Source organism: Streptomyces sp. NPDC051677, from assembly GCF_044453465.1.
GTDB lineage: Bacteria > Actinomycetota > Actinomycetes > Streptomycetales > Streptomycetaceae > Streptomyces.
The window spans coordinates 1-12,614 of the sequence record NZ_JBITCT010000059.1 but is presented as its reverse complement, the minus strand read 5'-3'; the positions used below and the strand labels follow the sequence as shown (position 1 = coordinate 12,614).

Genomic DNA, 12,614 nt, shown 5'->3' with positions numbered 1-12,614 from the left:
CGGGACGTACGGCACATCCGGCCGCACGCGCGCGCGTGCTACTGCTGGGCGGTCTGCTTCACACCGAGCAGCACGGTGTCGCGACCGTCCTCCTCGGCGAGCAAAACCTTGACCGTCTCCCGCAGCGACGTGGGGAGGTTCTTGCCGACGTAGTCGGCGCGGATGGGCAGTTCCCGGTGGCCGCGGTCGACGAGGACCGCGAGCTGCACCGCGCGCGGTCGCCCGATGTCGTTCAGGGCGTCGAGGGCGGCGCGGATGGTGCGGCCCGAGAAGAGCACGTCGTCGACGAGGACGACCAGTCTGCCGTCGAGGCCGTCACCGGGGATCTCGGTGCGGGCCAGCGCACGCGGCGGGTGCATGCGCAGGTCGTCGCGGTACATCGTGATGTCGAGGGAGCCGACCGGGATCTTGCGGTCGGTGATCTGCTCCAGCTTGGCGGCGAGCCGCTGGGCGAGGAAGACGCCGCGGGTCGGGATGCCGAGGAGCACCACGTCGTCGGCGCCCTTGGCGCGTTCGACGATCTCGTGGGCGATGCGCGTCAGCACGCGCGCGATGTCGGGGCCTTCGAGCACGGGCCGCGCATCGGTTTGCCGGGAATCCTGCGGGGTGTCCTGCTTGTCCATAGAAACGGACCTCCTTCTCCGCCTCACGGGACGGACCTTAAAGGACGTCGGATTTGCGCCATCAACGGTAGCAGGCCGGGAGGACACGCCGGATCACCCCCTTGGCGCAATCGGCCACGGATACCACGGAAGAGTCGGTGTGGACCATTCGGCTTGACGCAGAAGAATCACGCTGCGTAACCTCACAGTGAGTTACCAGCACGCGGCTCCTGCCGCGTCGACCCAGTGCCGGGGAGCTATATGTCCAGCGAATACGCCAAACAACTCGGGGCCAAACTCCGGGCGATCCGCACCCAGCAGGGCCTTTCCCTCCACGGTGTCGAGGAGAAGTCCCAGGGACGCTGGAAGGCGGTCGTGGTCGGTTCGTACGAGCGCGGCGACCGCGCCGTGACCGTGCAGCGCCTTGCCGAGCTGGCGGACTTCTACGGCGTTCCCGTGCAGGAACTGCTGCCGGGCACCACCCCCGGCGGGGCGGCCGAGCCCCCGCCGAAGCTGGTCCTGGACCTGGAGCGACTGGCCCATGTGCCGGTCGAGAAGGCGGGTCCCCTGCAGCGTTACGCCGCCACGATCCAGTCGCAACGCGGTGACTACAACGGCAAGGTGCTGTCGATCCGCCAGGACGACCTGCGCACCCTCGCCGTCATCTACGACCAGTCGCCCTCGGTCCTGACCGAACAGCTGATCAGCTGGGGCGTCCTGGACGCGGACGCGCGTCGCGCGGTCTCCCACGAGGAGAGCTGAGCCGCTCCGCGGTTGAGCAGAAACGTACCCTCGGGGTGGCCGGAACCCAGCGGTTCCGGCCACCCCGACGGCGTTCTGCGGGCCTGTGAGGCCCGCGGGGCACCCGGATGCCGGAGGGCCCGCAGCGTTGACGCTGCGGGCCCTCCGGCGTGTCGTACCGCTTAGGCGTCGTCCCTGCGCAGGGACGGCTTGAGCTCCTTGAGGCGGCCGAGCAGGCCGTTCACGAACGAGGGCGACTCGTCCGTGGAGAACTCCTTCGCCAGCTGCACCATCTCGTCGAGGACGACCGCGTCCGGCGTCTCGTCGGCCCAGATCAGCTCGTAGGCGCCGAGACGGAGGATGTTGCGGTCGACGACCGGCATCCGGTCCAGCGTCCAGCCGACCGAGTACTGGGAGATCAGCTCGTCGATGCGCCGCGCATACTGCGCATAGCCCTCCACCAGCTGCATCGTGTACTCGCTCACCGGCGGCTGCCGGGTGTCGGCCCGGGAGAGCCGGACCCAGTCCGCGAGGACGGTCAGGACGTCGGCTCCGCGCTGGTCGCCCTCGAAGAGGATCTGGAAGGCGCGCTTGCGGGCCGTGTTGCGGGCAGCCACGGTTAGCTGTTCACCCGGCCGAGGTAGTCGCTGGTGCGGGTGTCGACCTTGATCTTCTCACCGGTGGTGATGAAGAGCGGGACCTGGATCTGGTGGCCGGTCTCCAGGGTCGCGGGCTTGGTGCCACCGGTGGAACGGTCGCCCTGAAGGCCCGGCTCGGTCTCCTGGACGACGAGCTCGACGGCGGCCGGCAGCTCGACGAAGAGCACCTCGCCCTCGTGCTGCGCGACGGTGGCGGTGAAGCCCTCGATGAGGAAGTTGGCGGCGTCGCCGACGGCCTTGCGGTCGACCATGAGCTGGTCGTAGGTCTCCATGTCCATGAAGACGAAGTACTCGCCGTCCATGTAGGAGAACTGCATGTCGCGCTTGTCGACGGTGGCCGTCTCGACCTTGACGCCGGCGTTGAACGTCTTGTCGACGACCTTGCCGGAAAGCACGTTCTTGAGCTTGGTGCGCACGAAGGCCGGGCCCTTGCCGGGCTTGACGTGCTGGAACTCGACGACGGACCAGAGCTGGCCGCCTTCGAGCTTGAGCACCAGGCCGTTCTTGAGGTCGTTCGTGGAAGCCACGGTTGCGGAATCTCCTGGACTGACGTGGACGACCCCGGGGCACGCACTCCTACAGCGCGAGCAGCTCCTTGGTCGTGATGGTGAGTAGCTCGGGTCCGCCGTCCGCCTCGGGGCGCACGACGAGCGTGTCATCGATCCGGACACCGCCCCGGCCCGGGAGGTGGACCCCCGGTTCGACGGTGACCGGCACGCAAGCGTCCAGTTTACCCATGGCCGCGGGAGTCAACTGCGGGTCCTCTTCGTTTTCGAGTCCGACACCGTGCCCGATGATCACCGGGAGGCCCTCGGAGTGCCCCGCGGAGTCCAGCACCTGGCGTGCCGCGCGGTCCACGTCACGGTAGGCGGCGCCGGGCGTCAGGGCCTCGCGTCCGGCCCGCTGAGCGGCGAAGACGAGGTCGTACAGCTCGATCTGCCAGTCGGCCGGGGACGTGCCGATCACGAAGGTACGGCCGATCTCACCACGGTAGCCGCGGTAGGCCGCGCCCAGGCAGACGGTGAGGAAGTCGCCCTCTTCGACGCGTCGGTCGGACGGCCGGTGTCCGCGCCGGCCGGAATTCGGGCCGGTGGCGACGGACGTGGCGAAGGCGGGGCCGTCGGCGCCGTGGTCGATGAGGCGGCGCTCCAGTTCGAGGGCGAGGTGCCGCTCCGTCCGCCCGACCAGGATGGACTCCAGCAGCTCCCCGAGGGCCTGGTCGGCGATCTCGGCGCCGATGCGGAGGCAGGAGATCTCCTCCTCGTCCTTCACGACGCGGAGCTGTTCCACCGCGCCGCCCAGGTCCGCCAGGCGCAGCCGCGGGGCGACCGAGCGGAGTTCCCGGTGCCGGGCCACCGTGAGGTGGTGTTCCTCGACCGCGAGGGAGTCTCCGCCCTGGGCCATGAGGAGGTCTGCGGCGGCGACCGCCGGATCGCCTCCGGCGTGGGAGAGGGAGTGGACGCGCAGGGCGTCGTCCGGTCGCCCCTCGCCCGGACGGTCGTCGAGCGGGCCGACGCACACGAGGAGGTCCTCGCGTTTTCCCAGCAGCAGGACGGCGCCGTGGGGGGCCACGCCTGCGAGGTATCTCACGTTGGCGGGGCGAGAGACCAGCGCTGCCACGCTGCCGGCCGCGTTGCAGCGCTCCCGTAGGCGGGATCGGCGGACCTCGTACACCTCTGACATGAGACGAGCGTAGGAGGGGTGGCCGGATTGTGCTGGTTGGAGAGGCGTTCGGGGGAACGCGTCACCACTTCGGAGGGCTGGCGATGGCGCGGGCCAGTACGTCGTTCAGGACTCTTGCCGTGGTGGGGACGTCCAGTTGGGAGTTGTCGATGATGGGGAGGCCCGAGCCGTACCAGCCGGCCATGCGGCCGTGGATGCGGGCGACCTCCTCGTCGGTGAGGCGGCGGTTGCCGGAGCGTTCGGCGTTGCGTTCCAGGACGACTTCCAGGCCGGGGAGGAGGACGACGGGCAGGAGGCCCGGGCCCACGTGTCGTTTCCAGCCACCCAGGCCGACGGCCGGGCGGTCGGGGAAGATCGCGTCGTCCAGGATGCACGAGATGCCGTTGGCCAGGAAGTTGCGCGCGGCGAAGCCGCAGGTGCGGCGGGCGAGGCGGTACTGCGCCTCGGAGTGGTCGTTCCACCCGGACTGCGGGTCGGCGAAGCCCGAGCGGACCCATTCGCGTACGTCGTCGAGGCTGACGTGGGCGGTGGGCACCCGGCGGTGGTCGGCCCAGTACTTGGCGACGCTGGTCTTGCCGGCGCCTGCGGGGCCGATCAGCAGGACGGCGAGCGTCGTGGCCGTCGGGTCGGGGATCGTCGGGGCGGGCGGCGCGCTGGGCATGGGGACGGGGCCGCCGGGCGGCAGCGGGACGTGCCCGGTGGTGTCGGCGCCCTGCGGGACGGGCGCGTGCTGCGGGGCGGGGGGATGCGGCACGGGCGGGACCGGCGGCTGGGGCGCGGGCGGGACCGGGCCCGAGGGGGCGCCGAGATATCCCGGCTGCGGCTGAGGGGCGCTGCCGGGCTGGTGCGGGCCCGGGTGTCCCGCGCCCGGCGACCAGCCGACGCCCGGACCGTGCCCCGGCTGGTGGGGCGGCGGCAGCGGAGAACCCACTGCGTGCTGCATCCGGTGCCACTCCGTCTCGTACAGGCAATGGGCGCTGGCTGTCGGGGTGCGGACCCCTCTTCGCTACTGAACGGTACCGCCCTCGGCCGTCGATTGGTGAACGGCCGGGGGCGGTCCGAAGTGCCCGGTGTGGAAGGCGAATCGGGCGGAAGAGGACCGGGCGGACTTACTCGGCCGTCCTGCGGGCCCGCCCGGCTCGTCCTGCGGTCCGCCTGTCCCGTCCCGCGGTCCTACTCGCCCACCTCGCCGTACGCGGCGAGCAGGACGGCCGGGTCGGGTCCTTCCAGCACGGTGGGCTTGGCCAGGCCGTCCAGGACGATGAAACGCAGCAGGTCGCCGCGGGACTTCTTGTCGACCTTCATCGTCTCCAGCAGCTTGGGCCACTGGTCGTACCGGTAGTGCAGCGGCAGCCCCACCGACTCCAGAACCGTGCGGTGGCGGTCGGCCGTGGCATCGTCCAACCGGCCCGCCAGGCGGCCCAGTTCGGCGGCGAAGTGCATGCCCACGGACACGGCCGCGCCGTGCCGCCACTTGTAGCGCTCGTTCTTCTCGATGGCGTGCGCGAGGGTGTGACCGTAGTTGAGGATCTCCCGCAGCCCCGACTCCTTCAGGTCGGACGACACCACGTCCGCCTTGACCCGGATGGAGCGCTCGATCAGCTCGGCGGTGTGCGGGCCCGCCGGGGTGCGGGCGGCCTCGGGGTCGGACTCGATCAGATCCAGGATCACCGGGTCGGCGATGAAACCGGCCTTGATGATCTCCGCGAGACCCGACACGTAGTCGTTGACCGGGAGGGAGTCCAGCGCCGCCAGATCGCACAGCACGCCGGCCGGCGGGTGGAAGGAGCCGACGAGGTTCTTGCCCTCGGCGGTGTTGATGCCGGTCTTGCCGCCGACGGCCGCGTCGACCATGGCCAGCACCGTGGTCGGCACGGCGATCCAGCGCACCCCGCGCAGCCAGGTCGCCGCGACGAACCCCGCGAGGTCGGTGGTCGCGCCGCCGCCCACGCCCACGACGACGTCCGTGCGCGTGAACCCGGACTGGCCCAGCGCCTTCCAGCAATAGGCGGCGACCTCCGCGGTCTTGGCCTCCTCCGCGTTGGGCACCTGGATGGCGACGGCCTCGAAGCCCTGCCCGGCCAGGTCGGCGCGGAGCGCGTCCCCGGTCTCCGCCAGCGCCTCGGGATGGATCACCGCGACCCGCTTGACGCGGTCCCCGATCAGCCCGCCGAGCTCCCCCAGCAGCTGACGGCCGACCAGAACCTCGTAGGGTTCCGATCCCGCGCTGCCGCCGACCCGGATCCGCGTCACGGACTCGCTGCTCATGCTTCCTTCAACTCCAAAGCGTCCAGGGCTGCTTGGGCGACCTCTTCGGGCGTGCGACCGTCCGTCGCGATCACCGCCGTGGCAACGCCCTCGTACAGGTGACGGCGGGCCTCCATCAGCTCGCGCCACTGCTTGCGCGGGTTGACGGCGAGCAGCGGGCGGGCCGCGTTGAGGCCGGTGCGCTTGACGGCCTCCTCGACGTCCATCGCCAGGTAGACCACGCGCTGCCCGGCCAGCAGGCCGCGCGTGTCGGCGTCCAGGATCGCGCCGCCGCCGAGCGCGAGGACGCCGTCGTGCTCGGCGAGCGCGCGGTGCACCGCCTGCTTCTCGATCGCGCGGAAGGCGTCCTCGCCTTCGTCGACGAAGATCTCCGCGATGCTGCGGCCCTGCTCGGCGACGATGTCGTCGTCGGTGTCCCGGTATCCGGCGCCGAGCCGTTCGGCCAGCAGCTGCCCGACGGTGGACTTGCCGACGCCCATCGGGCCGACCAGGACGACCAGCGGCCCGCTCATCGGATGTGCAGGTTGTCGAGGTACGACCGCACGTTGCGGCGGGTCTCGGGGACGCTGTCGCCGCCGAACTTCTCCGCCACCGCGTCCGCCAGGACGAGGGCGACCATCGCCTCGGCCACGATCCCGGCCGCCGGCACGGCACACACGTCCGAGCGCTGGTGGTGCGCCTGGGTCGCCTCGCCCGTGGCCACGTCCACCGTCTGCAGGGCGCGCGGCACGGTCGCGATCGGCTTCATCGCCGCCCGCACGCGCAGCAGCTCGCCCGTGGTCAGACCGCCCTCGGTGCCGCCGGAGCGGCCGGTGGAGCGACGGATGCCCTCGGGCGTGGTGACGATCTCGTCGTGCGCCTTCGAACCCGGCACACGGGCGAGGTCGAAGCCGTCGCCGACCTCGACGCCCTTGATCGCCTGGATGCCCATCAGGGCCGCGGCCAGCCTGGCGTCCAGTCGGCGGTCCCAGTGCACGTGCGAGCCCAGGCCGACCGGGACGTCGTAGGCCAGCACCTCGACGACGCCGCCGAGGGTGTCGCCGTCCTTGTGGGCCTGGTCGATCTCCGCGACCATCGCCTTCGACGCGTCCGCGTCCAGGCAGCGCACCGGGTCAGCGTCCAGCTTCTCGACGTCGGCGGGGGTCGGGTAGACGCCGTAGGGCGCCCTGGCGGCGGCCAGCTCGACCACGTGGGAGACGATCTCGATGCCCGCCGTCTCCTTCAGGTACGACCGGGCGACCGCGCCGAGCGCGACCCGGGCGGCCGTCTCGCGGGCGGAGGCGCGCTCCAGGATCGGGCGGGCCTCGTCGAAGCCGTACTTCTGCATCCCGGCGAGGTCGGCGTGGCCGGGGCGCGGGCGGGTGAGCGGGGCGTTGCGGGCGAGACCGGCGAGGACCTCCGGGTCGATCGGGTCGGCCGCCATCACCTGCTCCCACTTCGGCCACTCGGTGTTGCCCACCATGACCGCCACCGGGGAGCCCAGGGTGAGACCGTGCCGGACGCCGCCGAGGAAGGTCACCTCGTCGCGCTCGAACTTCATCCGCGCGCCGCGCCCGTAGCCGAGCCGCCGTCGCGCCAGGTGGTCGGCCACCATGTCCGTGGTGATCGGCACGCCGGCGGGAAGGCCCTCCAGCGTGGCGACAAGTGCGGGACCGTGGGACTCCCCCGCGGTCAGCCAGCGCAGCCTGCTCAACGATGCTCCTCAGTGCTCGCGCCCTGGTACTGCTCTGCGCACGCGCTTGCTTCGCGTGCGTCGTCGGCGTGACCGGTGCGCGGCCCTGGCCCGCCAGCTCCAATCCTCCCACGTCCGCGGCACAGACCGGTGCCGCGGTCCATTAGACGGACGAAACGACGGATACTCCACGCATTGTCGACCTCATGTATTCAGCTACGACCGTGACCTGACACCCCGACAGAAGAAGGGTGCCTCCCACCTGCGATGATCTGGATTGCCTAGATCAAAACCGTCGCGAGGAAGAGACACCCAACAGGTGCAGGTTACCGAATGGGATCACCGGCTCGTCGTGCGGGCCGACGGCAAGAGCCTGGTCGGCCACGCGGGCGTGGTGCTGCTGCGGAAGGTCGCAGACCGCACCGGCCTGGTCACCGCGCTGAGTGCGGCGCTGCCGAAGGGAGACGGGCCGGGCTGGCGGGACCGGGGTATGGCGCTTGTCCAGCTGGCCTGTGCGATCGTGCTCGGCGCGACGAACGTCCTGGAAGCCGAGCGACTGCAGTACCACTGGCGGCCGCTGTTCCTGCGCCCGGTCTCGGACAGCACCCTGCGCCGTACTCTGGCGACGATCGACGGCCCGGTCGCTGCCCGCATCGAGCGCGTCCGCGCTGCTGTGCGCCGCTTGGTGTGGACGCTGCTGGCTCTGCGGCCCGGCGGCTTCCCCTGGATCTCGGTGTGCGGCCGGGAGCTGTCCGGCTGGTACGTCCTGGACCTGGGCGCGACCATCGTCGCCTGCACCAGCCGCAAGGACGGCGCGGCGGGCACCTTCAAGGGCAGCTTCGGTCACATGCCGCTGGGGGCGTGGGTGGCCAACACCCGTGAGTGCGTCGCCATGCTGCTGCGGCCCGGCAACGCGCCGCCGAACGATGTCGCCGACCATAAGACGGTTCTGGCCTCGGCGTTTCGGCAGCTCCCGCTGCCTCTGTGGTCGAAGCTGCTGGTGCGGATCGACGGCGCGGCCTTCAGCCACGAGGTCCTGGACCATCTCCAGAGTCTGACCACCAGCCGGCGCCGGGTGCGCTGGGTGACCGGCTGGGCCATCAACGCCACGGACGAGCAGGCCATCGCGCTGCTGCCGGAGAAGGTGTGGACGGCCGCACTGCGGCAGGACGGCGAGGTCCACGAGATCAAGGGCCCCGACGGCGACCTGGTCTCCTACCAGGTCGCCGAGATCACCGGGGTCCGTGACCTGACCGGCTGGCCCGGGGGAATACGGCTGATCGTGCGCCGGGTCAAGCCCTCACGCCGGGATCTGAAGAAGCTGACCGCCTTCGAGAAACGCACCGGCTGGCGCTACCAGATCATCGCCACGAACATCCCCGCCCACCAGGGGTTTTCCGGGGTGCGCGCTTCCGGGCAGGTGTGGTTCGTCGACGCCCTCTACCGTGATCACGCCGAGGTCGAGGACCGCGTCAAAGCGATCAAGCGGGTCGGCCTCGGACTGCTGCCCTCGAAGTCCTGGCAGCTCAACGCCGCCTGGGTACTGGCCGCCACGATCGCCGCCGACCTCGATGCCTGGACCCGGCTCCTCCTTCTGCACGACGAGCCCGAACTCGCCGCCGCACAGCCGGAGACCATCCGGATGAAGCTGTACCACCTGCCCGCCCGGCTCACCGCCCACGCCCGCAGGCGCACCCTCCACCTCGACCGCACCTGGCCCTGGGCAGCGGCGTTCACCACCGCCTGGCAGCAAGCCCACCGGCTTCCGGCCCTCGCCTGACGGCCGGCCACCACCCCGACGACACCGAAAGGACAGAACGCACCACCCTCGGGCCCGTGGAACCCGACGCCCCCGCAGCGTCACGCGACGGCCACTCCTGACACGGCACGGGACATATCGGCCAGCCAGCCGCTCACGACGTCGCCGTCAGCCCTCGGAAGAATCGAGGTCGAACCTATACGGCGACTTCAGGCCAACCGCGAGAACGCTGGAGTCCCACCTTGACAGGACCATGAAGACATAGGAAAGATCATCACACTATTGTGTTGTCCTCCCGGGCGTGCTCACACAGTAGTCGATCCAGCCTCCACACTTCAATTCAAGATAAAAGGAATCGGAATGAAGAAACGTTCCACGCTGGCCGTCGCTGGCTGCTTACTTATGGGGACCATAGCCTCCACCGGCACGGCGCACGCGGCTGATGCTGCAAGCTGCAGCACTACAGGTGCTGGCGGCAATGCGACTGGGGATTGGCGGGGTAGCATTACCGGGATCGTCGACGTGGCTGTTGGCGTTCTGGACCTAAAAGCAGACGGAAATCATGTGGCGGTTCGACTCCTAACCCTTGACTCTAACGGAGATCGCCACAATTGGGCCTGGCATCACTGGTACGACGGAAAAGACACCGGTAACACCTGGTACACAACGGCACAAGACAACAAGGGCATAAACATTATCGGAGTTCAGGTCGGCCGTTTCGAAGGGAGTACCCTTTTGAATTCATGCACGGATTGGGGGCGGCCCGGGTGAGTCGACTTCTCCGCTAACCTTGGCTTTTGAGGTGTTAGTGGCCTCAATCTTTCGGGACAGCCCGTCGGTTTCCTCGGCGGGCCGTTTCTGTTGTTCGGCCTGGCGATCGCAGGAGTGATGGGCTTTGACTTAAGGCCGAATTATTAGGGATTGTCGGGAAACAAGCCTTGATTCCGACTTCGAGGCTGGTTGCCGTGCTATAGGTAGTCAAGAGGGGATCGAGGCGGTCCAGGCAGCAAAGTTCGCGACGCCGTTCCCGCATCTTGGCGAGCGGCAGCGATGGCGGGCCATAGAAGCAGAAGCACGGTCGCTGGGCCATGGAGGCATCAGGCTCGTCGCTCGTGCGGCCGGAGCCCGGGAGGGCACCGTGTCATGTGGGGTGACGAAACTGAAGTCCGGTGAGGCACCGTTGGGGCGGGTGCGCCGGTCTGGTGGGGCCGCAAGCGTGCGGTGGACCTAGATCCGGACCTTCGCCCCGCGTTGCTGGCCCTGGTGGAACCGGATGTACGCGGGGACCGGATGGCGCCACTGCGCTGGACGACGAAGCCGACCAGGCAACGGCTGCCGAGCCAGCCCAGCATGGGCACCAGATCTCGGCGGACACGGTGGGGCCGTGCTGCGCGAGGAGAGCTTCAGTCTGCAGTGCAACGCCAAGACCATCGAAGGTGCGCAACACCTTTACCGCGATGCGCAGTTCCGCTATATCAACGACCACGCCAAGGACTTCCAGGCCGCCGGAGATCCGGTGATCAGCGTGGACACCACAATAGGAGGAGTTGGTCGGCAACCGCAGTTGCGCAGAGCCTCGTGGTGCACGCCGAGTTCCTCGGCCATGCGGCGGATCACGGGCTTCGGCTCGGCGGTCCGGTACATCCGCACCGCACGCTCACGAACTCCAGCGGGTACTTCCTCGGGGCAGGCATCGTCTGGGCTCCTCTCGTGAGACCCATCTGCCCCTCTGTCACCCATCCCCACGTCTCGGGGGAACCTCAATATCACGATTCGGTTCCACTAGTGTCTTGTGATTCTGTTTGTGGAACCTGAGGCGTCTGTGATCGTTGAGTCTGGTATGGATCTCTCCTCTGAACAGATGGCTGAGCTACGGGAGTTGGCGGGTTCGCGGGATGTGCCAGCTGTCGTGGCGCTTCGCGCGCGGATCGTGTTGTGGTCGGCCAAGGGGCGACGCCGAAAGGACATCGCCGAGCTCGCCGGTGTGGCACCGCTGACGGTGGACCGCTGCAAGTCCCGTTATGCCGAGCGGGGTGTTGCCGGGCTGGAGGACAAACGCCGGGGCGGGCCGCGAACTCAGGTGCCGCCGCGGACGCGGGCCCGGGTGATCGCCTTGACGAGGATGTCGCCGCCGGCGGATTCCGGGCTCTCGCACTGGTCGACGCGAACGCTGGCCGACCACTTGAAGCGGCGCGAGGGCATTTCGGTGTCCTGGCACTACGTTGCCCGCATCTGGCGTGAGGAGAACCTGAAACCGCATCGTTCGGGCACCTTCAAGATCTCGAAAGACCCGGCGTTCGCGGAAAAGGTCGCCGATATCGTCGGCCTGTACCTGGCCCCGCCCGGTGGCGCCGTGGTGCTGTCGGTCGACGAGAAGACACAGGTGCAGGCCCTGGACCGGACCCAGCCGGTGCTGCCGGTGACCTTCGCGGCCGCCGAGAAGCGCACCCACGACTACGTGCGGCACGGCACCACGAACCTGTTCGCCGCACTGAACATCACGACCGGTGAAGTGCTGGGCGAGTGCAAGCCGAACCGGAACGGCGCGAACTTCCTGGCGTTCCTGAAGAAGGCCGTCAAGCCGCATGCGGGAAAGGAGATCCATGTCGTCCTGGACAACCTGTCCACGCACACCACCCCGGACGTGAAGGCGTGGCTGGCGAAAAACCCGCACGTCCACTTCCATTTCACCCCCGTCGGGTCCTCGTGGCTGAACCAGATCGAGATCTGGTTCGGGATCATCACCCGGCAGTCCATCCGCCGTGGCACGTTCTCCAGCGTCAACGTCCTGGTCAAGCAGATCCGCGACTACATCAACTCCTGGAACGAGAACGCGAAGCCCTTCACCTGGACCGCCACCGCCGACGAGATCCTCGCCAAGGTCCGACTCGTCCAGGCAAACATTCAGCAGCTAATCGAAGGGTGATGGCCGCGGGCTGCTGGTGACGGCCCGTGAGGGGTGAGGGGCGGCGGTGTGGTTGGATCTTGTTGTGTCCGATCTTGAGTCGCTGTCCCGGGAAGAGCTCATCGTGCTCGCCCGCCGTCAGGACGCGCAGATTACGACGCTGGCCACACAACTGGCTGAGCTGATGGGGAAGTTCGAGCAGCAGGCGGCCGAGCTGGCCAAGCTGCAGCACTGAGGTTCCCCCGTCATGCGGGATGTGCTGATCAGCTGGTCAGCAGGGGTTGATGGGTGTTCAGATTCGTTGGTTCGGCCGTCGCCTGTTCGG

General features: G+C 69.0%; 12 protein-coding genes and 1 pseudogene. 5 read left to right on the top strand and 8 right to left on the bottom strand.

Features of this window, described 5'->3' with window-relative positions; translation table 11 throughout:
• Positions 1-38: 38 nt before the first annotated feature.
• Positions 39-623: a bifunctional pyr operon transcriptional regulator/uracil phosphoribosyltransferase PyrR gene (gene pyrR, locus ACIBAF_RS42175; protein WP_399470878.1), complete on the bottom strand. Its 585-nt coding sequence runs from the start codon at positions 621-623 to the stop codon at positions 39-41.
• A gap of 240 nt (positions 624-863) precedes the next feature.
• Here pyrR and bldD point away from each other — a divergent pair, with 240 nt between their 5' ends.
• Positions 864-1,364, top strand: coding sequence for a transcriptional regulator BldD (bldD, locus tag ACIBAF_RS42170; protein WP_009313753.1), 501 nt, complete (start codon positions 864-866; stop codon positions 1,362-1,364).
• A 161-nt stretch (positions 1,365-1,525) separates the two neighbouring features.
• Here bldD and nusB read toward each other — a convergent pair whose 3' ends face one another.
• The 7 genes from nusB to aroC all read right to left on the bottom strand — a co-directional run bounded on the left by nusB (position 1,526) and on the right by aroC (position 7,646).
• The gene (nusB, locus tag ACIBAF_RS42165) at positions 1,526-1,960 is read right to left on the bottom strand and encodes a transcription antitermination factor NusB (RefSeq protein WP_399470875.1); all 435 of its coding nucleotides are present in this window, start codon (positions 1,958-1,960) and stop codon (positions 1,526-1,528) included.
• 2 nt (positions 1,961-1,962) lie between these two features.
• Positions 1,963-2,529, bottom strand: a complete 567-nt coding sequence (gene efp / locus ACIBAF_RS42160) for an elongation factor P (protein ID WP_020117452.1) — start codon at positions 2,527-2,529, stop codon at positions 1,963-1,965.
• Positions 2,530-2,578: 49 nt separating this feature from the next.
• Positions 2,579-3,685, bottom strand: a complete 1,107-nt coding sequence (locus ACIBAF_RS42155) for an aminopeptidase P family protein (RefSeq protein WP_399470873.1) — start codon at positions 3,683-3,685, stop codon at positions 2,579-2,581.
• Positions 3,686-3,746: 61 nt separating this feature from the next.
• Positions 3,747-4,628 carry a Pro-rich N-terminal domain-containing protein gene (locus ACIBAF_RS42150; RefSeq protein WP_399470871.1) on the bottom strand — a complete coding sequence of 294 codons (882 nt, stop codon included), beginning with the start codon at positions 4,626-4,628 and terminating at the stop codon, positions 3,747-3,749.
• A 230-nt stretch (positions 4,629-4,858) separates the two neighbouring features.
• Positions 4,859-5,953 carry a 3-dehydroquinate synthase gene (gene aroB / locus ACIBAF_RS42145; protein WP_399470869.1) on the bottom strand — a complete coding sequence of 365 codons (1,095 nt, stop codon included), beginning with the start codon at positions 5,951-5,953 and terminating at the stop codon, positions 4,859-4,861.
• Positions 5,950-6,465, bottom strand: a complete 516-nt coding sequence (locus tag ACIBAF_RS42140; RefSeq protein ID WP_399470867.1) for a shikimate kinase — start codon at positions 6,463-6,465, stop codon at positions 5,950-5,952. Before ACIBAF_RS42140 ends, aroB begins: the two co-directional genes overlap by 4 nt.
• The gene (gene aroC, locus ACIBAF_RS42135) at positions 6,462-7,646 is read right to left on the bottom strand and encodes a chorismate synthase (protein ID WP_399470865.1); all 1,185 of its coding nucleotides are present in this window, start codon (positions 7,644-7,646) and stop codon (positions 6,462-6,464) included. Before aroC ends, ACIBAF_RS42140 begins: the two co-directional genes overlap by 4 nt.
• 298 nt (positions 7,647-7,944) lie before the next feature.
• On the opposite strand from aroC, the gene ACIBAF_RS42130 reads away from it, so the two are divergent.
• The 4 genes and pseudogenes from ACIBAF_RS42130 to ACIBAF_RS42115 all read left to right on the top strand — a co-directional run bounded on the left by ACIBAF_RS42130 (position 7,945) and on the right by ACIBAF_RS42115 (position 12,524).
• Positions 7,945-9,405 (top strand): IS1380 family transposase, encoded by a 1,461-nt coding sequence (locus ACIBAF_RS42130; protein ID WP_399470863.1) that lies wholly within the window; start codon positions 7,945-7,947, stop codon positions 9,403-9,405.
• A gap of 1,039 nt (positions 9,406-10,444) precedes the next feature.
• Positions 10,445-10,918, top strand: a pseudogene (locus tag ACIBAF_RS42125) (ISAzo13 family transposase); the annotation flags it as partial.
• A 306-nt stretch (positions 10,919-11,224) separates the two neighbouring features.
• Complete coding sequence (locus ACIBAF_RS42120; protein WP_399470861.1) at positions 11,225-12,310, top strand: IS630 family transposase; 1,086 nt, start codon at positions 11,225-11,227, stop codon at positions 12,308-12,310.
• 64 nt (positions 12,311-12,374) lie between these two features.
• Complete coding sequence (locus ACIBAF_RS42115) at positions 12,375-12,524, top strand: hypothetical protein (RefSeq protein ID WP_399470859.1); 150 nt, start codon at positions 12,375-12,377, stop codon at positions 12,522-12,524.
• Positions 12,525-12,614: the final 90 nt, after the last annotated feature.